Source organism: Salipaludibacillus keqinensis (assembly GCF_003226325.1).
Lineage (GTDB): Bacteria > Bacillota > Bacilli > Bacillales > Salisediminibacteriaceae > Salipaludibacillus > Salipaludibacillus keqinensis.
Window position 1 is genome coordinate 830,943 of record NZ_PDOD01000001.1, and the last position, 26,185, is coordinate 857,127.

General features: G+C 40.7%; 29 protein-coding genes and 2 pseudogenes. 28 read left to right on the top strand and 3 right to left on the bottom strand.

The genetic code is table 11. The features are described from left to right. Positions 1 to 8 precede the first annotated feature (8 nt). The 8 genes from CR194_RS04275 (at position 9) to CR194_RS04310 (ending at position 10,370) form a co-directional block, all read left to right on the top strand. A complete protein-coding gene (locus CR194_RS04275) occupies positions 9 to 1,340 on the top strand; it encodes an FAD-binding oxidoreductase (RefSeq protein ID WP_110608387.1) in 1,332 nt (443 codons plus the stop codon). Positions 1,341 to 1,449: 109 nt separating this feature from the next. Beyond that, entirely contained in the window at positions 1,450 to 2,307 is an 858-nt protein-coding gene (locus tag CR194_RS04280; RefSeq protein ID WP_110608388.1) for an ABC transporter permease, read from the top strand. Positions 2,308 to 2,327: 20 nt separating this feature from the next. Continuing rightward, a complete protein-coding gene (locus tag CR194_RS04285; protein ID WP_233254220.1) occupies positions 2,328 to 3,632 on the top strand; it encodes an amidohydrolase family protein in 1,305 nt (434 codons plus the stop codon). A 28-nt stretch (positions 3,633 to 3,660) separates the two neighbouring features. Further along, entirely contained in the window at positions 3,661 to 4,722 is a 1,062-nt protein-coding gene (locus tag CR194_RS04290; protein ID WP_110608389.1) for an ABC transporter substrate-binding protein, read from the top strand. Positions 4,723 to 4,876: 154 nt separating this feature from the next. After that, the gene (locus tag CR194_RS04295) at positions 4,877 to 5,683 is read left to right on the top strand and encodes a creatininase family protein (RefSeq protein WP_110608390.1); all 807 of its coding nucleotides are present in this window, start codon (positions 4,877 to 4,879) and stop codon (positions 5,681 to 5,683) included. Between the two features lie 230 nt (positions 5,684 to 5,913). Further along, positions 5,914 to 7,164 (top strand): Zn-dependent hydrolase, encoded by a 1,251-nt coding sequence (locus CR194_RS04300; protein WP_233254221.1) that lies wholly within the window; start codon positions 5,914 to 5,916, stop codon positions 7,162 to 7,164. A 19-nt stretch (positions 7,165 to 7,183) separates the two neighbouring features. Next, a complete protein-coding gene (locus CR194_RS04305; RefSeq protein ID WP_110608392.1) occupies positions 7,184 to 8,473 on the top strand; it encodes a pyridoxal-phosphate-dependent aminotransferase family protein in 1,290 nt (429 codons plus the stop codon). Between the two features lie 283 nt (positions 8,474 to 8,756). Further along, entirely contained in the window at positions 8,757 to 10,370 is a 1,614-nt protein-coding gene (locus tag CR194_RS04310) for an ABC1 kinase family protein (protein WP_110608393.1), read from the top strand. A gap of 604 nt (positions 10,371 to 10,974) precedes the next feature. Here the strand turns inward: CR194_RS04310 and CR194_RS04315 are convergent. After that, positions 10,975 to 11,679, bottom strand: coding sequence for a DUF1287 domain-containing protein (locus CR194_RS04315; protein WP_110608972.1), 705 nt, complete (start codon positions 11,677 to 11,679; stop codon positions 10,975 to 10,977). A 132-nt stretch (positions 11,680 to 11,811) separates the two neighbouring features. Between CR194_RS04315 and CR194_RS04320 the strand changes: the two are divergent. The 10 genes and pseudogenes from CR194_RS04320 to CR194_RS04365 form a co-directional block, all read left to right on the top strand. Next, a pseudogene (locus CR194_RS04320) lies at positions 11,812 to 11,934 on the top strand (short-chain dehydrogenase); the annotation flags it as partial. 142 nt (positions 11,935 to 12,076) lie between these two features. Then, complete coding sequence (locus tag CR194_RS04325) at positions 12,077 to 12,286, top strand: hypothetical protein (RefSeq protein ID WP_110608394.1); 210 nt, start codon at positions 12,077 to 12,079, stop codon at positions 12,284 to 12,286. Between the two features lie 246 nt (positions 12,287 to 12,532). After that, positions 12,533 to 12,841: a hypothetical protein gene (locus CR194_RS04330; protein ID WP_110608395.1), complete on the top strand. Its 309-nt coding sequence runs from the start codon at positions 12,533 to 12,535 to the stop codon at positions 12,839 to 12,841. A gap of 270 nt (positions 12,842 to 13,111) precedes the next feature. Then, on the top strand, positions 13,112 to 13,501 hold the full coding sequence (locus CR194_RS04335; RefSeq protein ID WP_110608396.1) for a hypothetical protein: 390 nt from the start codon (positions 13,112 to 13,114) through the stop codon (positions 13,499 to 13,501). 75 nt (positions 13,502 to 13,576) lie between these two features. Beyond that, a pseudogene (locus CR194_RS04340) lies at positions 13,577 to 14,081 on the top strand (GNAT family N-acetyltransferase). Between the two features lie 166 nt (positions 14,082 to 14,247). After that, entirely contained in the window at positions 14,248 to 14,649 is a 402-nt protein-coding gene (locus CR194_RS04345; RefSeq protein ID WP_110608397.1) for a DUF4181 domain-containing protein, read from the top strand. A gap of 194 nt (positions 14,650 to 14,843) precedes the next feature. After that, positions 14,844 to 15,740, top strand: coding sequence for an alpha/beta hydrolase family protein (locus tag CR194_RS04350; protein ID WP_110608398.1), 897 nt, complete (start codon positions 14,844 to 14,846; stop codon positions 15,738 to 15,740). A gap of 453 nt (positions 15,741 to 16,193) precedes the next feature. After that, a complete protein-coding gene (locus tag CR194_RS04355; RefSeq protein ID WP_110608399.1) occupies positions 16,194 to 17,087 on the top strand; it encodes a macrolide 2'-phosphotransferase in 894 nt (297 codons plus the stop codon). Between the two features lie 352 nt (positions 17,088 to 17,439). Next, positions 17,440 to 17,757: a YfjL-like protein gene (locus tag CR194_RS04360; protein ID WP_110608400.1), complete on the top strand. Its 318-nt coding sequence runs from the start codon at positions 17,440 to 17,442 to the stop codon at positions 17,755 to 17,757. Between the two features lie 16 nt (positions 17,758 to 17,773). After that, the gene (locus tag CR194_RS04365; RefSeq protein WP_110608401.1) at positions 17,774 to 18,181 is read left to right on the top strand and encodes an NUDIX hydrolase; all 408 of its coding nucleotides are present in this window, start codon (positions 17,774 to 17,776) and stop codon (positions 18,179 to 18,181) included. A 130-nt stretch (positions 18,182 to 18,311) separates the two neighbouring features. On the opposite strand, the gene CR194_RS04370 is transcribed toward CR194_RS04365, so the two are convergent. Beyond that, positions 18,312 to 18,584 (bottom strand): DUF3243 domain-containing protein, encoded by a 273-nt coding sequence (locus CR194_RS04370; protein ID WP_110608973.1) that lies wholly within the window; start codon positions 18,582 to 18,584, stop codon positions 18,312 to 18,314. Positions 18,585 to 19,162: 578 nt separating this feature from the next. Between CR194_RS04370 and CR194_RS04375 the strand changes: the two genes are divergently transcribed. From CR194_RS04375 to CR194_RS04420, 9 genes are all read left to right on the top strand, one after another. After that, on the top strand, positions 19,163 to 19,480 hold the full coding sequence (locus CR194_RS04375) for a hypothetical protein (protein ID WP_110608402.1): 318 nt from the start codon (positions 19,163 to 19,165) through the stop codon (positions 19,478 to 19,480). A gap of 511 nt (positions 19,481 to 19,991) precedes the next feature. Next, a complete protein-coding gene (locus CR194_RS04385; RefSeq protein ID WP_110608404.1) occupies positions 19,992 to 20,414 on the top strand; it encodes a hypothetical protein in 423 nt (140 codons plus the stop codon). Between the two features lie 17 nt (positions 20,415 to 20,431). Next, positions 20,432 to 20,746 (top strand): inner-membrane translocator, encoded by a 315-nt coding sequence (locus CR194_RS04390; protein WP_110608405.1) that lies wholly within the window; start codon positions 20,432 to 20,434, stop codon positions 20,744 to 20,746. A 108-nt stretch (positions 20,747 to 20,854) separates the two neighbouring features. Next, on the top strand, positions 20,855 to 21,175 hold the full coding sequence (locus tag CR194_RS04395; RefSeq protein ID WP_233254222.1) for a hypothetical protein: 321 nt from the start codon (positions 20,855 to 20,857) through the stop codon (positions 21,173 to 21,175). A 163-nt stretch (positions 21,176 to 21,338) separates the two neighbouring features. Further along, positions 21,339 to 21,674: a hypothetical protein gene (locus CR194_RS04400; protein WP_110608406.1), complete on the top strand. Its 336-nt coding sequence runs from the start codon at positions 21,339 to 21,341 to the stop codon at positions 21,672 to 21,674. Positions 21,675 to 22,393: 719 nt separating this feature from the next. Next, on the top strand, positions 22,394 to 23,263 hold the full coding sequence (locus CR194_RS04405) for a conserved phage C-terminal domain-containing protein (RefSeq protein WP_158282165.1): 870 nt from the start codon (positions 22,394 to 22,396) through the stop codon (positions 23,261 to 23,263). Continuing rightward, positions 23,260 to 23,541, top strand: coding sequence for a hypothetical protein (locus tag CR194_RS04410; protein ID WP_110608408.1), 282 nt, complete (start codon positions 23,260 to 23,262; stop codon positions 23,539 to 23,541). Before CR194_RS04405 ends, CR194_RS04410 begins: the two co-directional genes overlap by 4 nt. Continuing rightward, positions 23,519 to 23,743: a DnaB-like helicase N-terminal domain-containing protein gene (locus tag CR194_RS04415; RefSeq protein WP_110608409.1), complete on the top strand. Its 225-nt coding sequence runs from the start codon at positions 23,519 to 23,521 to the stop codon at positions 23,741 to 23,743. The genes CR194_RS04410 and CR194_RS04415 overlap by 23 nt, the downstream gene beginning before the upstream one ends. Further along, on the top strand, positions 23,721 to 23,912 hold the full coding sequence (locus tag CR194_RS04420; RefSeq protein ID WP_110608410.1) for a hypothetical protein: 192 nt from the start codon (positions 23,721 to 23,723) through the stop codon (positions 23,910 to 23,912). Before CR194_RS04415 ends, CR194_RS04420 begins: the two co-directional genes overlap by 23 nt. A 218-nt stretch (positions 23,913 to 24,130) precedes the next feature. Here CR194_RS04420 and CR194_RS04425 read toward each other — a convergent pair whose 3' ends face one another. Beyond that, positions 24,131 to 24,616 (bottom strand): GNAT family N-acetyltransferase, encoded by a 486-nt coding sequence (locus CR194_RS04425; protein ID WP_110608411.1) that lies wholly within the window; start codon positions 24,614 to 24,616, stop codon positions 24,131 to 24,133. 384 nt (positions 24,617 to 25,000) lie between these two features. Here CR194_RS04425 and CR194_RS04430 point away from each other — a divergent pair, with 384 nt between their 5' ends. Beyond that, positions 25,001 to 25,870, top strand: a complete 870-nt coding sequence (locus CR194_RS04430) for a DMT family transporter (RefSeq protein WP_110608412.1) — start codon at positions 25,001 to 25,003, stop codon at positions 25,868 to 25,870. The last annotated feature ends 315 nt before the right edge of the window (positions 25,871 to 26,185 follow it).

The window sequence follows — 26,185 nt, forward strand, 5'->3', positions numbered from 1 at the left end:
AGATGGGTATGCTAGTAGAATGGAAAAAAGACATGGAAGAGTTAGTAGGAGAAAAGGTGTTTCTTGTAGATGAGAAGACGAGGGACAAGCTTTCTAAGGATTATTTTTGGTACTCTCCCGTGTTAGATGCAGAACTAAAGAACAAGGTAGCGGATGGTGTGTGTAAACCATCGACCGAAGAAGAGGTAGCACAAATCCTAAGTTTTGCTTACGAGCGAAGAATTCCCATTACGACGAGAGGAGCAGGAACAGGGAATTACGGACAAGCAGTTCCCCTTGAAGGCGGTATCCTTCTCGATTTAAGCCAATTAAACACCATCATTGAAGTGGGTGAAGGATATGCTGATGTTCAATGTGGGGTCAAATTAGGCAGACTAGAAAAAGAGCTGCGGGAAAAGGGACAGGAACTTTGTATTTATCCTAGTACGTACGTAAAGGCAACTGCCGGAGGCTTTTTTTCAGGAGGAAGCGGTGGCATCGGCTCTATCACGTGGGGAAGCGTATGGGATGGCAATATCATTGAAGCGGTGATTTATACCCTTGAAGCAAAACCGAGAAGATTGGTCGTTTCAGGTGAAGAGTTAGACGCCTACATTCATAATTACGGGACAAGTGGGATCATGACCCAACTGAAAATGCGAACCGCACCAAAAACAGAGTGGGAGCAAGTCATTGTTCAATTTGCTGATATGGAAAATATGTTGCTATTCACGGAGAAATTATCTAAGGATCCTACTATTAAAAAGAGGTTAGTCAGCGGAGCAGAACCGCCCATTTCTTCCTATTTCACCCCATTATTGAACTATTACGAGGAAGGGTCGTCTGTCGCGTTATTAGAAGTAGAAGAGGAGAATTTAGAAGAGATTAAAGGATTGGCCGATGAATTTCAAGGAAGCATCGTCCATGTGATTGATGCAGAAGCTTATCACAAACAGATGGGCTTATCCGACTTTACCTGGAATCATACGACGCTTTGGGCGTTGAAATATGACCCTGAATTAACGTACTTACAGTGTGGTTTTTCTAATTCTCATTATCTCGATCAAATTCAGAATATTAAGAATAAATTTCCTAGGGAGGTGTTTATCCACGTGGAGTGGATGCTTGCAAATGGAGAAATACGACTTGGGTCATTGCCAATTATTCAGTATAAAAGCAAAGAGAGGCTGTATGAAATCATTGATTATCTGGAATCAATCGGAGTGAGTGTGAATGATCCTCATACTTTTTTACTTCCAAGAGATAAAAACGGTTATTTCGAGAAAATTTTAGAGAAGAAGAAAATAAACGATCCATTAGATTTGTTGAATCCCGGAAAATTAAGTATGGCATTGAAGTAACTCTTAAAAGTAGTTGAATAAAACCCTTTGAATAGAAGAAGCTATCTGGAAAACTTGAACGATCAGAATGAAATGAGGAAACGCGATCCAAATAGAAGGAGTGAATAGCATGTCTATGAAAAATCCCGCTTTGTCCACCTCGCTAATCAAAGAAAAGAAATGGTCCTTTGATATACAAACCATTTTGTTCTCATTGTTGAAAAAAGTGTCGTTGCCGATTCTCGTTTTTGTCGTTTTCGTAGGAGGGTGGGAGCTATTTTGCCGGGCGACTGGCATAGCTCATTACATTTTACCAGCACCGAGTGACATCTATCTTGCCGCAGTCGCCAACAGTGAGAACTTGTTGGGAGCCATGTTCGTCACCATCTCATCGGCGTTAATGGGATTCATTATGAGTGTCGTATTAGGAATATCTGGGGCTGTATTACTTGCATCGTCTAAAGTGATTGAGAAAGCTCTCTATCCTTACGTAGTGTTATTGCAAACGATCCCGATTATCGCCATTGCCCCGATCATTGTGATTTGGTTTGGAGCAGGAACGAATGCGATCGTTATTATTGCCTTTTTGATTGGATTCTTCCCGATGCTCTCGAATACATTGGTCGGTCTCAATTCAACGGATAGTAACTTGCGTAATCTGTTTTCTTTATACAATGCGTCTAAATTTCAAACGATGTGGCGATTACGGCTTCCTGCGGCCTTACCTTATATCGTAGCAGGACTGAAAATCTCTTGTACTTTAGCCACAATAGGTGTCATAGCAGGAGAATATATCGCAGGGATCGGTGGTGGCCGAGGTGGACTAGGCTATGCGATCACGGTTGCTGCTTCGAATATTCAAACAGCATACTTGTTTGCCTGTGGACTCGCTGCATCGGTCCTTGGCATTGGCTTCTTTCTCATTATCAATTATATATCGAAGCTCCTATTAAGCTCTTGGCACGAATCAGAAATGGACCAACAATAAGCAACGACAGGAGGATTTTCGTGGACCTGCATATCATTAACGCCAGCATCCCATTACTAAACACATATAAACTAATGACTCTTAAAGCTTCACAAGGGATTTGGACGTCAATCACCACTCAAGATCATTATATTCATGATAATTCCTTTATGAGTATCGAGGAAAAATCGGATTGTGATGCCATGGAAATGAAATATGATGCCAAGGCCAAAATGGTTTTACCTGGATTGATTGATGCTCATGTTCACCTAGACAAAGCCTACACGATTGATTCCATTGGGAATGAATCCGGTACCTTGTTAGAAGCGATTCAAAATTTCAAACAAGCTTCACCTGATTTTTCTAAAGAAGTGATCAAAGAGAGAATGAAGAAGACGGTGAACCATGCGGTGTCGTTTGGCACTTCAGCTCTTCGGTCTCATTTGGATTTTAATATGAGTGATGGAGGAGAAATCGCTCAGCGAACGATTGAGGCAGCCTTGGAAGTGAAAGAAGAAATGAAACCTATGGCGGATCTGCAATTTTTTCCGATGTGTGACTTGACGCAATTGTCGGCAAGGGGGAAGGAGATTCTTGAACTAGGTTTAAGAGAAGGCTTAGATGGCATTGGGGGAGCTCCTCATCTGTCAGATCAACCGAAAGAATCTATCCTGCAAACCTTTCAAATGGCTGAAAAAATGGGAAAACCGATCGATCTCCATTCTGATGAGAGTGATGATCCAAGCATAGAAACGGTGAATGAAATTGCTAGGCAAACGATTCAGTTTGGCTTTCAGGGAAAGGTTAATGTAGGTCATTTATGTTCCCTTGCGGCGATGAGTCAAGAGAAAGCAGACGAGACGATCGCTAATATCTCTGAGGCGAAGTTGAATGTGATTACGTTGCCGGGAGCCAACATGTATTTGCAAGGGAGAAACGACAAAGGGTTGATCAGAAGAGGTGTGACTCGAGTGAAGGAGTTAACGGGAGCAGGTGTGAAGACCGCTGTAGCTAGCGACAATATTCAAGATCCCTTCCACCCCTTTGGAAAAGGAGACTTAGTCGAAATAGGCAGACTGTCTACTTACGCTGCTCACATGAATAGTGAGGCAGATAAGCTCATGACCTTAAGAATGGTGACAGAAATTCCTGCAGAACTAATGGGATTAGACAAGTATGGCATGAAGGAAGGGAATCCGGTGAGTTTTACCATCTTTGACGCGACGACGGTGAACGAGCTTTTCTCCTGGACGCCAGTGGGCAGGTGGGTGTATCGCAACAGTGCTTGGGTATGTATTACGAAGCAAATGCAAAGTTGGAAGACTGGACAAGAAGTGACAAACTAAAAGATAGCGGGAGAGAGGGGTACTAAACATGAGTTTTTTAAGAGGACAGGCTGTAAAGTGGAAGAGGTATGGAGTTGCTAGTCTGATTATTCTGACTTCGGTTTCGGTGGCGGCTTGTGGAAATGATGAGAATGAGGGTGCTACTGCAGAAGCGGATGAAGTTAACAATACTGAAGAGGGAAGCAATGATTCAACCACGGAAGATTTAATTGAAGTGGAGCAATTAACGAACTGGTACGCTCAGGCTGAACAAGGCGGTCAATTCGCCGCTCATATGCAAGGATTTTATGAAGATGCAGGGTTGGATATGACGATCCAAGCTGGCGGTGGTGGCGTTTCGAATACTCAGCTTGTTGCTTCAGGTCAAGTGGATTTCGGGATGGGATCGACGGATGAAATCTTGATGGCAAGAAATGATGGGATTCCTCTCGTGGCTATTGCTGGTATTTTCCAACAAAGCCCGCAAGCTCTCATGTTCCATGAAGGACAAGACATTGAGGAGTTCACAGACTTAAATGGCCGCGATGTCTATGTATCACCAGGAGCTGGATTTTTTGAATATATGAAATCTGAATTTGATCTTGATGTAAATGAATATTCGTATACGGGCGACAGCACCATGTTCATGGAAAATGAAGAAGCTGTCTCTCAATCTTACATGACTTCAGAACCTTTTAATCTAGCAAACGAGGGTGTAGAAGTAGATTGGCTTCTAAATGGGGAGTCTGGATTTGAAGTGTATGGGAACTTACTCTTTACGACAGAACAAATGATTGAAGAACAGCCGGAAGTCGTTCAAGCGTATGTGGAAGCGTCTATTGAAGGCTGGAACTTCTACAAAGATAACCATGAAGAAGTCATTCCGTTTATTCAAGAATATAATCCAGAGATGTCAACGGAGCAACTGGAATACAGTGCAGAAGCCTTGCAGCCTCTCGTGTATGGATATGAAGCGGAAGAACATGGTGTAGGCTACATGACGGAAGATCATTGGCAGAATTTAATGGAGATCTTGCTTGATTTGGAGTTGTTGAATGAAGAGTTGGACGTAACCGAAGCGTTCACGACGGAGTTCTTACCTGAACAATAGGAGGAAAAGGGACGAAGGAGAAGATTTCTCCTTCGTCCATCTATAGAGGAACATTGTTGTGTCAGGTAAGTTCACAAAGAAAGAATTGGATCATCTATGAACACTTACTGTAAAAAAATAGCTTAGTAGTTTTTCATAAAAGGAGAGGGTTCGCTTGTTTACTCGTTTTGAAGGGAAAGCTTGGGAAGAGAAATTCTTACCGAGACTATCATATAAAGAAGTGGAAGAGTTGAATAAAGAGGATGCGTTGATTATTTTACCTATAGGGGCGGTGGAACAGCATGGATCCCATCTCCCGCTCATGACAGATTCGTTGATTTCGGAAGCATCGATTACGAAAACGATGGAGCATGTAGCGCCAGATAGCAACATTTGGCTCATCCCCCCTTTATCTTATGGAAAAAGCAATGAGCATGTGGATTTTCCAGGAACGATTTCGTTGTCATCCACTCATTTGCAAGGGATCATTCTTGATATTGCTAGAAGTTTATCGAGGAGCGGGTTCCGAAGATTGGTCTTGTACAATTCTCATGGTGGCAATGTTGATTTATTAAATATGGTGGCACGAGAAATTCATATAGAAACGGACATGATGGTGTTTATCACCTCCTCGGGATCTTCAAACATAGGCGACATTTTTACGGAAGAAGAATTGGAATGGGGCATTCATGGGGGAGATGTGGAAACATCGATGGTGATGGCAGTAAAACCTTCTTGGGTGCATGAAGAGTTACGAACGTCAGAATTTCCACCCATAAAGGATCATGCTTACTTGAGCTTGAAAAACAAGGTTCGTGTCGCTTGGAAAATCAATGACCTCTCTAAAGGCGGCACGGCGGGAGACGCCACGAAAGCCACTGCTGAAAAAGGGGAGATCGTGTTGCTGCGATCAGCGGAAGAGATGGCAGAAGCCTTAGAGGAAATGGCCACATTTGAGATTAGCCATTTACTCGAAAAATAGAGAATCAAGGGCAACTGCCCATAGAAGAAATAGAGCTTCTCTCTTGTCTAATGGCTCTTACATGGGCAGGAAAATGAGAAGCTCTATTTTAGTTACTTTGTACAATAATAAGCCTGATTATTGGTTCATGTTCATAATGAATTTTTTCCTCCAAAATCATACAATACGATTATTGAAGTGTCAGAAATAGGATGAATCATAGAAAGAGACTGAGAGAAAACACGGAAGGGGTGTCTATATTGATCAAGACGTCGAACATCAATGAACAAAGGCTTTGGCAAACTTTAATGGAGTTGGCTGAAATTGGTGCCAGTCCGAATAGAGACCAAGGGATCACGAGACTCTCACTAAGTGAAGAAGAACTGGAAGCAAAACAGTATGTAATTCAATTAATGAAAGAAGTGGGACTTGAGGTTCGAATGGACGCTGTAGGAAATGTGATCGGGAAATTAAATGGGACAGATCCTCTAGCCCCATCGGTGATCGTTGGGTCCCATACGGATACTGTGAATCATGGTGGCGGATTTGATGGTGCTCTAGGCGTTCTCGGGGCTATTGAAGCCGTTCGCTCCATGAAAGAAGCGAATGTAACGTTAACTCATTCGATTGAGGTCATTTCCTTTACCGACGAAGAAGGTTCCAGATTTGGAACAGGCTACATCGGAAGCAAGGCCATGGCCGGTGTTTTAAAAGAAGACGCCTTTGAACTAACAGATCAGAATGGCATCTCTTACCGGGAAGCCTTTATCAAGGCGAAACTCGATCCGACTAAATATAAAGAAGCAGTGCGTAAACCAGAAGAAATGAAAGCGTATATTGAAATGCATATCGAACAAGGGAAAGTGCTAGAAGAGATGGACTTGTCTGTGGGTATTGTCACAGATATCCAAGGCCCCGTCTGGTTGGAAGTTCAGTTAGAAGGGAGTGCCGATCATGCGGGAGCGACACCGATGAACATGAGAAAAGATGCTTCCTTAGTGATGGCAGAGGTCATGCTTGACGTAGAAAAGACAGCGATTTCTCATCAGGGAGTTGGAACCGTAGGATCGTTAAAGGTAGAACCAGGAGGCGTGAATATTATCCCGGGGAAGGCGGTTTTCACCGTTGATCTTCGTCACGTTGATAGCCATGAGCGACAATTGATGGTAAAAGATGTGTACTTGTCCGTTGCAAAAGCTAGTGAAAAACGAGGGATAACCTGGACTATTGAAGTGAAAAAAGAAGTCGATCCAGCTTCTTGTTCACCTGAAATAGTAAAGATATTGGAAGAATCTTTTCAAGAATTGCAGTTTCCGGTAGCTAAGTTGCCATGTGGAGCGGGGCATGACTCACTCATTATGTCTAAGTTGACTAATATGGGTATGATTTTCGTCCGGTCGAAAGATGGCATCAGTCATAATCCGAAAGAATGGACGAGCAAAGGGGATTGTGCCGCTGGGACAGAGGTACTCTTTCAATCATTAATTAAGCTTGCGAAATGAACAAAAAGGAGGCAACACCATGTCACAACCACCTATACTCCATATTCCGCCTCGAACGATCATGACCCCGGGTCCTGTGGAAGCAGAACCGAGTGTCCTAAAGGCCATGTCTTCGTCCATTTTAGGCCAGTTCGATCCTGGGTTCACTCAGATTATGAACGACACGATGGTTTCGTTGCGTAAAGTACTTCAAACAGACAATCATTGGGCATTTCCCGTTGATGGGACTTCCCGAGCAGGCATTGAAGCCATGCTTTGCAGTGTCATTGAAGAAGGGGATCGCGTGTTGATCCCGTGCTTCGGAAGGTTTGGTTATTTACTTACAGAAATTGCTGAACGGAGCGGTGCAGAAGTTCACCTCATGGCATGTGAATGGGGAAAGGTGTTTGAACCTGCACAGGTTATTGCAGAAATGGAACGTGTGAAGCCTAAAGTTGTTGCGATGGTTCATGGTGATACATCTACTGGGCGGATGCAGCCGTTAAAGGACATCGGCCAAGCTTGCCGGGATCTGGACATGTTGCTCATTGTCGATGCTGTCGCTACCGTCGGAGGAACCGATGTGAAAACAGACGAATGGAACATCGATGGCCTGATCACCGGTACACAAAAATGCTTATCTGTTCCCTCTGGTTTAGCACCACTTACTTATAACGATCGTATTGAACAGATATTGAACGAGCGTAAATCCATTGAAAAAGGATTAATTCCTCCGGGAGAAAATAAAGGTGGGATGTCTCCCCAAGGTGGTCGATCCGGGGGTATCGGAAGGCGCATTCGCAGTAATTACTTGGATCTGAGCCAACTGCAAGATTATTGGAGCCCAGCAAGGTTAAACCATCATACAGAAGCGACTTCCATGATTTATGGTTTGTATGAGGGGCTTCGAGTCATCTTGCAAGAAGGTTTGCCAGCAAGGTTTGATCGTCATCGGCTCAATGAAAAAGCGCTAGTAGCTGGACTAGAAGCGATGGGTCTTTCACTGTTCGGCGATCCTGCGAGCAAGTTGCCAACAGTGACCTGTGTAAATATTCCCGCCAATATTCACGGAGACTCCGTGAGAGCCATGCTACTTGAGGAATTTGGTATCGAGATTGCCAGCTCGTTCGGTCCTCTGCACGGCAAGATTTGGCGGATCGGTACGATGGGATATAGCTGTCAGAAACGAAATATCTTACTTACTTTAGGTGCCTTTGAAGCGGTGCTTCTCCGTCACGGCGCGAAATTATATGTCGGTTCTGGTGTACAAGCGGCGATGGATGTGTATGAGGAAGCGGCGAAACCTAATCACGAGGTCACAGCTAAGTAAGGGAGTACTTCTTTTAACGTAAGATACACAATAGAAATTAGATTTTTGAACCTGCATGAAGGTGTGAGCTTTCATGGGGGTTTTTAATAGTTGGAATGGAATGTAGTTATAGTTAGCACGACTAGCAGCACGAGTATATAAAAGGAACTTACTGAAGTGCTGACACAGTGGTATACTTCAGCTAAGAGGAAGGTTTTCAATTAGTGGTGACATAGCTCAAGTTTCCTTTGCGACTCCTCGGGATAATTTTGCCCAAAAGTTGAAAAGAAAAGAGTGGTGCGAGATGACTTCTAATAGTAAGTTGAAGCGGATGTCAAAGGTGCTTTCCATGGCTTTTGTTATATTTATACAAATTTATTGGTACAAAATCAGCAAGAAATCTGAGGCCGATTGGGAAAAACTGTGGGCAAAAATAGGTAAAAGGTTTCGAGAAACAGCATTTGAGCTTGAAGGACTTCTCATTAAAATTGGACAGTTGCTAAGCATCCGTTCAGACATCCTGCCCAATGGGTTCATCCATCAAATACAAGATTTAACCGATCAAGTCCCTCCGTCGGAATGGAAAGAGATAGAAGCATTGATTGAAGGGGAATGGAATGGGCCACTTGAACAGCACCTTCAAACTATTGAAAAAAAAGCCGTTGCCTCTGCCTCTATTGGAGAAGTGTATAAAGGTGTTTTAAATGATGGGGAAGGGGTGGCGATCAAGGTTCTGCGACCCAATATTGAATCGATCATCCAAACCGATTTCCGTACGTTAAAAATCATTATTTGGTTTGCTAATCATTTTGCGCCTATTCCAAAAAGGTTCATCAATCTCAAACTGTTATATGAAGAGCTAAAGCATGTGATTGAACAAGAACTTGATTTTACTCGTGAAAAGGACAATTTGCTGTTTTTTCAAGAGCGGTTCAAGAAGCAAGAGTTTGTGGAAATTCCAAAAGTGTATGCCGACATCAGTACGTCAAAGGTGCTTGTGATGGAATGGATGGAAGGTATTAGGCTAACAGATGACAAGGGATTAACGGAAGCGGGGATTAGTCCTAAAGAGCTGTCACAAAAGCTCATTCAACTGTTTCTTCCTCAATGGCTAGAACCAGGAAAGTTTCATGCCGATCCTCACTCCGGGAATGTGCTCGTTTCAAACGAAGGAAAGGTCATTTTGCTGGACTTTGGGATGGTAGGGGAAATGACTAAAAAGGATGCCGCCTATTTTCAAGAGCTCATTGAGAGTGTCCTATCGAAAAACTATGCAAAAGGCGTAGAATGCTTAACCGACCTTGGTTTTCTGCTTCCGGAAGCCGATCCAAAAACGATCGAAAAATTGTTAGCTGAGCTGATGTCTTTCCAGACGTCACAACTGAAAGAAATGGACCTGATGCAGGTGAAATTAGAGCTGAATGATATGATCCAAGCGCTCCCTATTCAAGTACCAACGAAGTTTGTATTTCTAGGGCGTTCATTCGTCACCATGGAAGGGATGGTTCGCCGGTTAGTACCTGCAGATGAATTCAATGAAATTCTCAGGCCTGTGTTTATGGAGTGGCTGTCCGAACAAGGGAATAACAAATGGTCCTTTGTGTGGTATTGGCTGCAGTCACACCCTTTATTTAAAACGATTCACTCTTTTACTGAATTTCTTAAGTTACCTGAAAAACTGGAGGACTTAAAGGAAAAAGAGCAGCGAAGACAGTTTCAATTTACGATTTATGAGAATAATAAAACTAAATTTTTTAGTTTAAGCTTACTAGGATTGATCGGACTAGGCGGAGGTCTTTATACATCGCATCAGCTGATTTTACAGATGTCCATAGGCCTGACAATCGTTTCTAGTATAGGATATTTCATTTTTAGTGTGAAGGTAAAAAAATGGATGAAATACATGCATGGTAAGTGACATTTATAAAAACTTGATCTCGGGAGTTGTCGACGTTCAGCGTCCGGAGCGAAGTCTGAACGTCGCTAAACTCTGAAGTTGCCGACGTTCAGTGGCCGGAGCGAAGTCTGAACGTCGCTAAACTCTGAAGTTGTCGACGTTCAGTGGCCGGAGTGAAGTCTGAACGTCGCTAAACGCTGAAGTTGCCGACGTTCAGCGTTGTGAGCAGAGTCTGAACGTCGCCAATCTCTGAAGTTGTCGACGTTCAGTGTCCGGAGCGAAGTCTGAACGTCGCCAATCTCTGAAGTTGTCGACGTTCAGCGTTGTGAGCAGAGTCTGAACGTCGCCAATCTCTGAAGTTGTCGACGTTCAGTGTCCGGAGCGAAGTCTGAACGTCGCTAATCTCTGAAGTTGTCGACGTTCAGCGTTGGAGTGAAGTCTGAACGTCGCTAAACGCTGAAGTTGTCGACGTTCAGCGTTGTGAGCGAAGTCTGAACGTCGCTAAACGCTGAAGTTGCCGACGTTCAGCGTCCGGAGCGAAGTCTGAACGTCGCTGGTTTTAATTGACAGAACGATTTTAAAATCAGCTAACGATTGTCAGCTGATCTTCGCAGTATCTTATCTATCACTGAGAGGCGTAGTCCCATCGGTAGTGACCGGCAATGGGGGTACTGATGGACGTTAATTTGATTTCCGCTGCAAAAGGGCGTGTGTTGTGGATTAAATAAGGCGTACCGTCTTTCGCACGTTGATCTGAAATAATACCGACGTGGTGGAATCCATCCAAATAAACAACGATATCACCAGGTTGCCACTCTTTAAGGTTCTCGATGTCTCCTGGGATTAATTCTTTCGTTAACGACTCTGCAAAACGCTCAAAATATACATATTGATTGGGCACCCGACGAAAATCTATATTATGGTCTGGGTTCCCATTCACTCTTGGATACAAATCGGTGTTTGCTTGTATATCCTCATCCATCAACTCTTTAAGAGAGATCCCGGCACCCATCAGTCCTCGCCAGATCACATCCGTACATACTCCTTCGTCTTCCGGGGGATATCCACCTGCATAGTAGGCGCTTTTATAAGTAGTTCTCTGTTCGGCTTCTTGCCTGGCAGCGTGGACGATATCAATTGGATCGGAAATCCCATTTTGATTTCCGTCTTCTAAGGAATACGTATCTGGCACTTCAACCGTTTTTCCAAAAGGTAGTTCCACATGAATGCCTAAAGAATCAAAGACAATGCCATCTTTGAAGAAGAACAAGAATACGAGAAGGATAGATAGGAAGACTGGAAAAATATAGCGGACTCTTTTACGTTTCATCATAGGTATCCCCCTCGAATTCATTGAAATTTTTTCCAACTATTAAGTGGATTATATGTCAAAATGGAGATGTAATCTAGCTTATTTTTTCTGAGCGAAAGAAATTTGCATAGCTTGAAAGGGTGATATGTAATGAAGCACGCATTGGTAGTAGGTGGAACTGGGATGCTTTCAAAGGTGTCCCTTTGGTTAGTAGAAAACGACTATCACGTGTCCATCATTGCTCGAAATCTTGAACGAATGAAGAAACTATTGAATGAGACAAGATTGGAAGATGCTTATTTTATAAGACATTTAGAGGCAAATAGCGATGAAATTTATGAGCCTACTGAGCTCCTATAGTGTAAAGAAACAATTATGTTACACTATAGTTGTTAGAGTTTAGGAGGTGCGAGTGATGAAAAAGGTCTCGTTAATGAATCCCCGTAAAAAGAAGAATTTAATCATTCCAATAGTGATCATATCAATGTTTATTGTTTTTAATATCTATGTTTTTCTAACCAGTGATTCGATTGTCGCTCAACTACTCACAGTGGTTTCTTCTATAGGGTTTTTAATCATATTTATGATGGCGTTGTTTTCTATGAATGTTGCAAAAGATGAATGAGAATATATACACAGTAGCTAACAGGATTCCGATTTAAGGAGTCCTTTTATTTTTGTTTGGAGCATATAACAAATGATAAGAGTTTCAAGAATTTGGCTGTTTTTATCCAAGTAAAAGGTAATTAATGTTAAAATTAAACTAGGAAAATCGGTCATTAGTGTGAATGGTGAAACCTTGAATGTAAATGATCAAAGTGGCGTAGCTCAACTAAACACATCAATTATACCTAGGAGTGAGAGGTGGCAAATGGAATATCAAGTTCCAGATTTGATTTTTATAAGACCTATTCTTATAGCCTTTATTGTGTTTTTGATTGCATTATTGTTCATTATCATTTTTCAGAGAAAGAAGTTCGTAAATTTATTTACAGTTATATTCATATCGTTTATGGCCTCAAGCGTATCTGCTTTAACCCTTATTTCGATCGGATATATTGCCGACGAGTATAACTTAGCGGGAGATCCAGCGTCCTTTTATATGTTTTTTGTTGTTGTGGGATTGTCTTTTGTTAATTTCTTCGTTTATTTATTTCTAGAGGATCGGAAGGATCGTTGACCACGTGACCAGAGGGACGGTTCTTGTGGCTTGAAGGGGGTTAAGTTTATTGGAAATTTTATAACCTTTATAAGGTTCTATGTATGAAAGGGAGCAAACTTTTTCTAAAGAATGGTGGAAGTTTTTCTTAGCAAATTTGAACATAGGTTATGAGGGATTAATGTGACTCAGGATAACCGGGAGAACCGTCCCCTTGGTTATAAATTCTTAAAAGTTGGGTGGGATTAGAATAAAAATAATAAACTTAAAGTATTCTATGTTGTTAGTGTTTTGATCATTCTGGCTATTTTTAGCAATGGAACTTACAATCTATTAGAGCTTAGGTTTCTAATTCCTACTATTTTCATTGCACTAGGAATTGGCATCGCCGGTGTCTATGTATTTGGAAAAGACATGAAGCTATATAAAAGTCTACCATTCATTAGTTATGTGATGACGGTAGGATTTGCGTTTGTACCTGTAATAGGTGTTTATGTCGATGGTAGTATCCGTTCTTATGGGTTTCCTACTCAATGGGTGGATTATTCTACTAGCTTTGGGTACTTAAGTTTTAACTTAGTTGGATTTGTGGTTAATTACCTCATCATTTATTTCATTCTTCGTTTGTTAAGTAAAATGAGCAACCGATTTTTAAAGCGTAGAGAACTGAATGAGGCTTGATGTTTAGCATGCGAGCCCTTTAATGTTATAGCAAATTGAACGGAAATTTAACAAATCATTTGAGAGGAAACGATGATGGAAATCTCATTGGAAAAATTACAACGAGCCGATGCTGAGAAGCTGTATGAATTTGAACTTGAAAACAGAGATTTTTTTGAAAAAATGGTCCCAAGTCGTGGGAAAGATTATTATGATTTTGAAACCTTTAAAATACGGAACGAAGCCTTACTGGATGAACAAACTAAAGGGCAATCATATTATTATTTAATTAAGAATGAAAATGGTTTCATTCTTGGACGGATGAACTTAGTAGATATAGATAAATCTAGGTATTTGGGTTATCTCGGTTACAGAGTGGGAGAGGCATATACTGGGAAAGGAATAGCAAGTAAAGCATTAAAGCTGTTGTTAAGAACAGCAAGATATTCATCAAATTTCAGCGAAGACAACGACGAACAACATAGCCTCACAGAAAATCTTGGAGAAAAACGAATTTGAGCGTATATCAACAAGTGATGAAGAAATTGAAATGAATGGCAACAAGTTAAGGTTTGTTTATTATGAATGGACCAGACCATAGGGGCGGTTCTTGTGGTTAGAATTGGGTTTAGTCTTTTGCCTATCTAATAAACTTTTTTCGTTTTTACTAAGGCGGATTTAAACATAGTTTAGGGGGATATTTGTGACTCAGGGTAACCGGAGGAACTGTCCCCCTGGTTACCTAAACCACATTTTGGAGGTTCACCATGATTGAGATTCAACTAGTCATAGCATTATTAGTTATGTATGCTCTTATCACACTAGCACGAGTCTTTTTAAGAAAATCACTTGATTTACCAAAAAAGTACAAACATTTTTTCATCGACTATCGTGTTAACAATTTACATAGAAAAATCGATTGGAGCATTAAGATTGGGTCTGCTCTTATTACGATAGGATTGCTAACGGCTGTGACCTATTATGACTATCCATACCATATTATTTTTCTTGGACTTATGATACAAGTCGCGGCGCATCATTTGGTGGATGCTTACTTCCAATGGAAACATACCCAAATACCTAAGCAAGCGATCATTACAGTAGTTGAACTTGTAGTGGTGATTTTGTCTCTTTACGCAATGATCGTGATGGTTGAACAATATGCATAGAAGGTGACCAGAGGAGTTCTTGTGGTTCGGATTTGGTTAAATCAGAGAACCACTCACAACCTTATTCGGTTTCCCTATGCATGAAACACTCTAATTCTAAAAATTTATATATAGGTTATGGGGGATGAAGAAACTCAGAGCAAACGGAAGAACCGTCCCCCTGGTAAGGAGACCCCTAGTAAGGAGAAAAGTCAATGATTGGACTGGAGCAGGCGGAAGCAGTAGAACTAAAAATGTCAGACGGGATGACTTTGAGTGGTCATTTATTTAAGCCGGAGGGACTTGCGTCGTATCCGTTAATTGTTTTCGTGACAGGGTCTGGAGGGTCAACATACGAACTTGATTGGCAAGAGGAAAATTTCTATTTTTGTCGCACGCTTGTAGATATTTGTCTTGAAGAAGGATTCGCGATGCTGTTAGTTGATAAGCGCGGAGCTGGTCGTTCGGATGGGAATTGGAAAAAACAGAGTTTTTACGATAGAGCAGATGACATGGCCGATGTGTTGAAGTCTATGAGGCAACGCACTGACATTTTGGCCAATCAGATCAGTGTGGTAGGTCATAGTCAGGGAGGGTGGATCGTTCAACTGCTTGCATCCCATCATCAGGATCTCATTAAATCTTCCCTCAGCATCGCCGGGCCTGCCTATAGTGTGATAGAACAAATGACAGATAACATGGAAACGGACTTGATTATGAGAGGCTACCGCCGTTTAGCGAAATGGATCCTTCCCTTGTATAAAAGTTACCTTACTTCTTATAAAACGATCTCCAAAGTCTGGAAATTAGGCTACTTAAGTTACATTCTTGATTACGATGCGAGAGATACCATTTCTCACATAAAGGTTCCCACTTATTTGGCGTTTGCTGGGAATGATAATTTGGTGCCTTTGGAGAAAAATGAACCCTTAGCCCGCGAATTACTATCAAGAGTCAAGGTTCCTCATAAAATAATGATAGCACCAGGAGTGAACCACGGCTTTGCCAAGTCGGAAAAATACCAGTCATGGGATGAGATAGAATCAAAGCCAAGTCCAGAATTGGCAAAGCTGATCCGGAATTTTACCAGATGGACACGGGAAGAGGTTTAGGAAGAAGAGGAACCTTCAAAGACTATGCAGGAAACCTCTGGTCTGTGGCTACTCAGCTGCTATAAGGTTCATGAACTTCTTAATTGATATCAACGTAAAATTAAAGTATAGTTTACTTATATTATCACAAGGAGGGTTGTTAAAAATGATGCTTTCAGGGAGACTTCGGCAGCAATCTTTGAACAACAAGTAACTGAATATGTTCAAAGGCTCTGTTTTCATTAAGCAGAGTAAAGGGGAGTCGTCTGCACATTTTTAATTATCTTCAACGGAGAAGTCTATACTTTTTTACTTGAAGACAGGCAGATGGAAATGTGTCTTTTTTTCGCGCGTCTTTAGGCATACATGCAACGGGAGTCTTGCGCCATCCTTGTTTACTCATAACCGCAGACAGAGGCCTGTCTGTTTTTTTGTGCTAGAAAAAAATGAAATGACCATGAGGAGGATCTACCCATGAATACACATAAAGTAAAACAATTAGCATATAGCCGAGGACTAGACGTCTTAGAAGAGTCGATCAAAATCAATGAGTCTGGCGTTGACTTTCAAGTCGCCTATGCTGAAGATCAAAGGGGCGATAAATGGATACTGAGGATGGCACGGAGGCCAGAGTCTATGAGACATGCCCAACAAGAGAAGAAAGCGTTAGATATTTTGAAGACCTATGTAAACTTCCAAGTTCCTGAATGGTCGATCTTTTCCGAAGACCTCATTGCTTACAAGCAACTTAGTGGAGCTCCAGCAGCGACGATCGATGTTGAGAAGCAAGACTATGTGTGGCGTTTTAATAAAGAGAAGGTTCCTGCCACTTATTACGAATCTTTAGGTGAAGCTCTGGCAGATCTACACGCCATACCTCCCGATGCACTCAAAAATACCGGTGTAGAAGTTGTTGGTGCGAGTGAGTTAAGAGCCGTTATGAAACAAAGAATGGATCGGGTGAAAGGTCAATACGACGTGAACCAGGATTTATGGGAGCGCTGGCAAGCATGGCTGGCAGATGACTCTCTTTGGCCCACACAAGTAGGGGTAAAACATGGAGACCTACACCCAGGTCACACCCTAATTGATAAGAACAATCACGTGACGGGCTTCATTGACTGGACAGAAGTGGGCATTGGTGATGTATCTGTAGATTTCTTGTCCTACCAATTATTATTTGGTAGCGACGGACTGAAAAAATTGATTGATGCTTATGACAATGCTGGGGGTACAACGTGGCCAAGGATGGAAGAGCATATTGAAGAACTTCTAACAACAAGCGGCATCACGGTTGCCGAATACGCTCAAGCATCAGGTCTAAAAGAAATGCACGAGGCAGCTAAGAGTATGCTTGCTAAAAGCTAGTGAAACCAGGTAAAGGTAACTACAGGGACGGTTCTTGCGGTTCAAAGGAGTAGCTAACCAAAAGAACCGTCCCTGCGGTTACTCTTGAGATCTGGCACCATTAACTAATTTAAAATACTTCACCTTAAATATTAACATATAATTCCAAATTAAGTATTTATAAAAACCAACGTATAAGTAGGCGATTAGAGATTTACATACATTAATGCAATTTTTTATTAATTCAATGATCCTACCCGAAGCGTGTACCAATGTATTCATATATAGATAACTGAAACCTCTTCATCCTCTAAATAATCCACTTCTAACTAGGTAAAATTTATGTTATATACTTTCCCTCAGGAGGATTCACATGTTCAAAGCTTTTTGGATCATTTCGTCTATTGTCATTAGTGGGGCACTCTTTTTTACATATGTGTTTTACCACGGACCTCCTGGAGGCAAGAGCAACGCCAGTCAGGAGTTCGTAGAGTATCTTGAAGAGAAATATGATGAAGAATTTGTAGTAGACGACATTTATTATGACTTTTTCACTAATGGGACTTATCATGCCTGGGTCTATCCGAAAGAGCGCCCTGATTATTTATTTTACATAGGGCAGTTAAGGAATCATGAAATAGATGAAACGTACAGACCTCTAAGTGATCGAGAAGAACCTAGTTCATCGTAAAGAAAGAGGGCTATTTATGATACCACCAAAACATATCGTGTCAGCAGCAACCATTGTGCTCAATGACAAAAAGGAAATTTTGCTCATCAAAGGACCTGAAAGAGGTTGGGAACTACCTGGAGGGCAAGTTGAAGAGGGTGAGTCGCTGACGGATGATGCCATAAGAGAAACGAAAGAAGAGTCAGGTATAGATATTGAAATCATTAAGTTTTGCGGCATCTTCCAAAATGTAGAGGATTCCATATGTAATACGTTGTTTTTAGGTAAGCCTGTAGGTGGAGCATGCTCAATAAGTTCTGAGAGTTTAGAAGTAGGTTATTTTCCTGTTGAAAAGGCACTGGAAATGGTCACTTGGAAAAATTTCAGTCAGAGAATTGATTGTTGTTTAAATGAGCAACTACACCCCTTTTGTATTACATTCTGATTGAAAATGGTAGTCTATGAGAACTCAATGATCATAGAGTTTGGTGATACGTAAAAAAAGAACCCAGCACTTTTAGAAAAAGTGTGGGTTTCTTCAAAATTAAGGCACGATTTACACGGTGACCTCTAATTTAATTGCCTTCTTTTTTTGCAAGTTTCACGAGAGTATGAGCCATTTTGTGCTTCTCATCGTCATCGCTGACTTTCCACATTTCTTGAAGAAGTTTTTCTTCAGTATTTTTAGGCTCTTCGTGGTTTTTAAGGTACTCTGCCACACGTTCTGCCCCTTTGGCCAGTTGGTCTTCACTTAAACCTAGTTTTTCACCTTTTTGAATCTTATCATTTAAATAGTTTTGGAACTCGTCGAAACTATCTAAAATATCTTGCTTCTTATCTTGAGACATATTTTCAAGTTTGTCTTCAGCTTGTTGCTTTGGATCTGCCACAATAAATCCCTCCTAGTAAGTTATATTCTGGCACTTCCCCCTATTTCAACTATATAAACAATAATCAGGAAAATTGTATAACTTTTTTGTAAATTATGTATAGGGAAATGATCAATGTGAATCAAAGTTAATGGATTTTTTAGCTTAATACAACGAAGTGAGGAGATGAATAGATGGACATTAGACACGATCATTCCCAGGTTGAAAAAGGATGGGGACGATGCAGATTATTGTCATTTTTGAATACGGCTTATTTTGATACCGTTTTAAACGAATAAACAAATGCATATGTTATGTAAAAATGGTGGGTAAGAAAGGGATAGCATGAATTGCTCGTTGGGGGCTTGTGTGAGTTACTTTTAAAGTTAAAGTGTTGAGTAATAAAAGTTTATCAGAAAATTTAGAAGGTTATGATACAATTAAAATATCTAAAAACACATAATAAACAAGATGGTTTAAGCGCGTTTATGGTCAAATAGTTTAAGCTCTAATTTTCGGAATGAACCTATAAAGAAACGGAGGGAGGAGATTCAAACATGAGTACGTTCTTGGACATTGCTGGTGCTCTATATCCCCTTGTTATAGTAGGTGCGATTGTCATATTTGTGATTTTTAGAATGAAACATAAATATAACAAGGGCACCCTTGGTAAGAAAAAAACAGAAGGCGCTCAAATGATATTAGATAGTTCAATCCCATTCGGAATGATGATTGGTTGTATTGTTGCTATCCTCCTCAGCTTATTTTTTCCAATATCCATGGTGTCTGCCATTGGCTGGGGGCCTGGAATAGGGTTTTTACTTGGATATGTTGCTTATGAAATTTATAGCAAACAAGAAGAGGGGTATTCGTAAATAGCTATTATCCTATAATCTGTAATTTAGTGTATACTTGAACTAAAGTATTATCTTTTAAAAATAGCCTCTTTTCGTTCCTTTCGATGTAGTTTCTAAAGGGTTTCTAATTACTGTGATCTGGCAGTTGCTGCGTTAAAAATAACAGGGTTCATAGTGGAGGTGTGAAATTGACCAGTCCAAATCTCATTTTATCGTTAGTGATGTTATTTGTATGTGTTTCTTTTCTATTACTCTCTATCCTACTCCCTAGCGCAGTTCAGATCGGACCTTTTATCGCCAGCCTATTCATATCGTTATTTTTCTATAAACGTTATAAAAAGGAAAAACCAGAGGTTGAGATACAAGAAGATTAGTCACCAAGAGGGTGCGATTGTTGATTGATAGAGCTTTTTGAAAAACTTTGATTACAGAGCTACATTTAATTGATTAAACAAAAAACAGAACTTTCTATTTTAGGAAAGTTCTGTTTTTTTATTATAATCAGCTTTATACATGGGAGGAACGAAACATGGATGTACTAAAAGAAAGACTAATAAAGACATTAAATCTGACAAAAGATTTTTTTAATCATATCAGCGAAGAGGATCTAAAATTGAAAATTTCAGACGTCCCATCGAATACGATAGGTGAACAAGCTTATTGTATAGTCGGTGCGAGAGAAAGTTACTTGGAAGCCTTGAAGATCGGAGAGTGGGCTGGCTTTAAGTGTAGTCTCCTTGAGAGTCATAACAAACCATTAATTGTGAGCAAGCTGGAAGAAACTCAGTCAGATATAGAGAGGTTCCTTCAGGAAAGTTCTTCAGAAATAAACATGAATCTGGTAATGGACTTGTTAGAGCATGAGGTTCAGCATCATGGCCAGTTGATTCGTTATGCGTATGCTAACAAATTCGCATTTCCAAAAAGCTGGAATGTTCGTTATACCGTTTAATTATAAGGAGAGTGGTTATGGATAGTCTAATTTTAATTTTATTCTTCTTAGTCCTAATTTCACTTAAGATCATGATCTTTATTCTATTTGGAAAAGGAAAATTAAACCTAATGATCGCAGGCATCATGATGATGCTGCTTGCTCCTGTTCTTGGTTATTTAAGCGGAGCGTCCCTTTTATATTTTTATGATTGGAGTGCTGGTGGGACTGGTGAAGGTGCGGGATACGGCGGAGCACTTTTAGGGTTTCTCGCATTAGGTAATGGCTTGCTCATTCTGGGAATTGGAATCATCAGATGGATCATCACAACTTTCATTACAAAAGGAACTTAATCTCTTTACATAATTAGTAAGCAGTGACTTTAGTGTATGAAGGTGTCGCCGTCATACCGGAAACGATTAGCAAATTCTTCGTCAAAAACAAATGAGGGGGAGCACTTAGTGAAAAAGAAATCAATCATCTTGGTTTTGACGGCGATTGTCATTTTAGCTATAGGAGTCGGGTTCGGCGGATTAAAGACTTCAGAAGTTAATGACTTTCCAGTTCCACTCTATGCTAAAGTAGAAGAATTTCATTCTGAGCAGAGCATTTCATATCGTTATAGAGGGATGAATAGGTTATACCTTCAGCAAATCACCCTTAGAGGTTGGAAAGAAATTGACCAAATGGGCGGGTTGAAAACATTTGAGAAAAACGGGGAAAAAGTCGATATTATAACTTTTCAAGGTGGTTTTCAAATTATCGGTCATGATGAGGACTAATGTCATTGTGATCACTTGTACTAAACTTTACGGATAAGATTTGAAAGATAAGCACGTGCTGAACGCAAAAAAAAATAGATAGCGCCACACATCTGGAGCGGAGCGCAACATAAAACTAAGGGAGTATCCGTAAGAATTTCAGAAAAAGGGAGGACTTTATAGGATGGAATTTGAATTTGGGAACTTTGGCATTTTTCTCCCGCCTTTGCATATTACAATGGCTTTAATAGTGATGATCTTCTTTTTAGTAAGGTGGAGCAAGCAGTTAGAGACTGGTGGGTATAAAGTTTTCTTTTACTTTCTAATAAGTACTTACGCAGCTCCGATGGCCTCGTGGAATACGGAAGAAGGTCTCTTTGAGTTATGGATTCCCATAGGATTTATCGCTGTTTTCTCATATTTGTTGTTAGGTAAAAGTTATCATCCTTCCAAAATGAAAGCGAGTATTCTAGGATTTTGCTTAGCAATCTATCAGATCATTTCCCACTATGCGGGGTAGGATTTCCAACTTGCGGGATGCTTCTTGGAACAAACTGTTACTGAACTTGGATCGCTAAAAAGGAGGCGAGGGTTAAAGGTTCGATGTAAAGACAGTTAAAACGAGAGATTATTTGATTTTGGAGAGGAAGAACTAATCCGGCTGCTTCTATTGAATGAGAATCTTCTAAATTTATAAACCATCTTACCTTCAGCTGTTTGGAGGTAAGATGTTTTTTTGGGAAAACTACCAGGATTCTAGTATTGAATTCGAAGCAACACCTGGACGGTTCGCACCATCTGTTGGTCCGTTCGTAGCATGAGCGATCGTGTTCAAAGGTTCGCACGGTTGGAGCATTACCAGAGAGTACTTCAGAGATTACTAACAGAAAATAAACCAAAGACCCTTTACGCATTCGCGCTCGCCTTTTTTTCTCTTTCTTTTTTGAATAAATTTTTACAAGACTCAAAAGATTAAGATCACTGCGAGAACTCTAGTAAAAGTATTTTCTAACAACAAACGTGAACATTACTTTTGAAAAAAATAGCAGATAAGTTCATCCCCATTTCCTCGAAACGTCCTCCAACGAAAATCTTGAGCTTAGCCATTCTCACCACAAGGTCAACGAAACAAGAGAAGTATTCCAACCAACCTCTAAAAATATTTCAAAACGTCTCCTCCTTTTTCGTCGAAGGAGTGTACTTATTTCTTAGAGAGACAAAAAAAGGAGGATGCACAGAATGAATCAATATAAATGTTCGGTGATTAGAGAAGAGCTGTTTTTGCTGACGGGAGACTATAAATTAGCACTCATCTTGAATCAAATGATTTATTGGTCCCAACGGGTTAGAGACGTTGATGCGTACATAGAGGAAGAGAAAATGAGAGACCAAAACTCGAGACTAGAATTGACTGAGGGATGGTTTTACAAAAAGGCCGCAGATCTGTCGAAAGAAACATTCACACTCTGGTCCGAAACGTTGATTAGACGTTGCTTAATTAAGCTTGTTGAAGCAGGTTGGTTAAACGAGCGAAGCAATCCGAAGATTAAGTGGGATAAAACGAAGCAATACAGAGTTAGCTTAGTGAATATTCAGAGGGATCTCAACAAGCTCGGCTTGCAGTTACAAGGCTATAAAGTGGAAGTCCCAACTTTCTCTGAAACAACTACTGAAGAAAAAAGTACGGTCGAGGACAAGCGTCAAGAAGCAAATGGCGATCAAGATATACACTTGAAAAATGTAGATGCCACGAAACCTAAACAAGAGAAATCAGACGACGAGATGGGCGATACCACCCTTGCAGAAAAGATCCCTTATGCAGAAATCATTGACTATTTGAACGAACAGACGGGTAAGAAATTCAAAGATTCGGTGCGAGAAACGAACAGGATGATCCGAACGAGGTGGCTTGAAAAACATCGTCTAGAAGATTTCAAGAAAGTGATTGATCAGAAAACAACGCAGTGGTTGGACGTCCCTGAAATGAACAAATATTTACGACCAGAAACCTTATTTGGAACGAAATTTGAAGCGTACTTGAATGAGCCTGAGCCTACGAATAGAAAGTCTGAATTTGATGCCTTTCTAGAGGGGTTGGATGAATCATGACGTTAAAAGAAACAGCCTTATTATTAAAAGAGATTGATCGATTTTTTCCGGAGAGGTTGAACTTGGACAAAGACATGGCGAAATCTTGGCATCGTCTGTTGGAATCGCAGGCGTATGAAGAGGTGGTTGCCCGTCTGGATGAGTATGCAGTGAGTAACAAGTATCCGCCGCTCATCTACGATTTGTATGAAAAGCCACGTCCGGAGCGGAAGAAATTCGGTCTAAGTCAAATTGATAAATGGGAGGCGGAGGCCAGTGGGGGACCGATACAATCATGAAGCGGAGAAAATGCTGCTTGGGTGTCTCTTGCTTGAATCATCGTTAGTCAACGAACTAAAAGTGAAGCCGAATCAGTTTTCTTATGAGTTCGGACCGATTTTTCAAGCGATGATCACGATTCAACGACGGCGAGGAGATCAACCGGCCAACGCTGTTCGATCGACTGGGGGCCAGGTACATGAGCCAGGTGAACGTAGGTGAATGGATGGCTGCCGTACCTTCTGCTTCCGGAATTAAAAATTACGAGCAAATCATCATTCACACGTGGCAGAAGAACCAACTTAGACAAACGGCGGAAAGCTTCATACAGAAAACCGATTACTATAGCAGGGAAAGTATTAAAGCCTTCTTAGAAGGTCGATGGGAATAACAGATGTTTACTATTTGTAATAACCTCTAGAGGTTATCATTGCTGGAGATAACTTCAAGAAGTTATTTAAATAGATTACTATTATAATAAGGTGTTAATGTCCGAAATGAGGAAACAACAATGTTTGAAATCCCTGTAATGAACCTACTTATACTTAGTTTTGTGTTGAGTAATTTTTATTTTCAAAAGGAGGAACGAAAGGCGAAACAGAAAAAAAGTTATCTAGACCTATTCAGGTATCCCTCTCCTTTTTTTTCATAAGTGAAAATCTCTTCATCAAATTCCGGATCGATGAGGCCAGTATTTTTAAATCCGTGCTTCTCATAAAAGGCTTTCCCATGCAGATTATCTTTAGTGACACTTAAGACGATTTCATTTACATCATAATGATTGAAAATGAAATTTTTCACAACAGGGATAAATGCGCTTCCTAACCCTTTCCCTTGATAGGCTCGGTCAATCATGAACCGGTCCAGCCAAATGTACTGTTCTTCTTTGTTTTCTGCCCCGATCATCATAAACCCAACAGCTTCATCTTTGAAAAACAAGCCGTAGCATGTCCACTGATTTTCCGTATCGTAGATCGATTCCAGCAGGGAAATTTCATTGCTTTCAATAAATGATTCCTGGCTCTCATCCATTTTTAAAGAAACGACTTGTCGCCAGTTCGATGAGTCCACAGGGTAGATCTTTAAATCTTCCATTGGTTCACTCCGTTCATCATTTCACTGAGTAGGAAAAAAATGCTTTATTAATCATTTTACCAGAAGGACTAAGGGAAATAGTTGTGAATCTAGAATAAGTCGCGAGATTTGTGGCGCTCCCCCCATAATATGTTGCGCTCCGCACGAGATTTGTGGCGCTCTTATACAAGGCCCACAAAGGCACACATTCTTTCAAACTTCTATGAATAAATGTAAGTTTATGTGTGAGATATAAAAGGAATGCCAAGTAGTATCCATGTCACAACTGTTTGATTAAGAGCGTAAAGAGAACTGCTTAGCCCGTGAATTTACGTTATTTGGTCTCGTTAGGTTTCCAATGACTGGATCAAAAATTGCAAGATGACTTATCTTTTGGAGGTACTTATGAAATATGCGGGTGTAGGCTTAGTTATATTAGCTGCTATATTCTGGGGCATTAGTGGAGGAATTGGCGATATTTTAATGGACAAGGGTTGGGATCCTATAGTGATTTCCCTTTACCGAGGGGCTATTGGATTTATATGTTTTTTTACTTGGTTTCTCTTGCGTTTTAGAGAAAACTGGAACTTCTCCCTACGATTATTCCTGTGGTCCCTATTGGCGGGGATTGGAGTCGCAGGGAATTTCTCTTTTTATTATCTAAGTATCGAAGCTTCTAGCGTTGCGGTTGCGGCTACTTTGATGTACACCGCTCCTGTGTTCGTGCTTCTCATCTCTTTTATATTAAAAATAGAACGTTCGTCATGGTTTAAATGGGGATGCATTTTCGGTGTACTCATGGGAATCATCCTGCTTACAGGTGCCTACAACACTGATGAGCTTTCAGTGAGTTTCTTTGGCGCAGCGGCAGGACTCTCTGCAGGGCTGTGTTATGCGCTATTTATATTTGGGTTTAAAAAATCCTCTTCCATTGGTAAGCCGCAGACCGTCTTAACCATCGCTTTTTTTGCATTCTGTCTAGTTCTTATTTTCCTTGCAGATAGTGAGGAAACAGTCAGTGTTCTGACTTCAAGTGACATAGGATGGTTTGTGCTATTAGGACTCGTGGGGGCTGGAATCTCCTTTATTTTTTATGTGATTGGGATTCGAAAAACTGCGCCGACCACTGCATCGATGGTTGCGATGGTAGAGCCTGTCACAGCTTCATTATTTGGGCTTCTACTTCTCGGAGACCAGCTGGACATGATTCAATATCTTGGAATGGGCCTTATTTTAATGACTGTCACCGTTCTTAGTGTAAAGCAAGGAAAATAATTATTGCGATTCACTGATTTAAGGAAAGTTTATACCACGTGCTTACAAAGGAACCCTCTTTTTGCTTATAAAAAGAGGGTTCTTTTTTTAGTAGCGATTCGGTTCACTCTTGTGAAGGAGCTAAGGAATGTCTTTTTCACACAGTTTCAAAATGAAACCTGTTTTTTTGTTCCATTTGAAAAAATGTAAGTTTGATAGTAATAAATGAAAGGAATCCCAAATAATTCCTTTCCTCTCTCATATATTTATGGGGGAGAGGAAAGAGAAGTATTTAGCCCGTGAATTTACTTTAATGTGGTGGCATTAGGTTGTCGA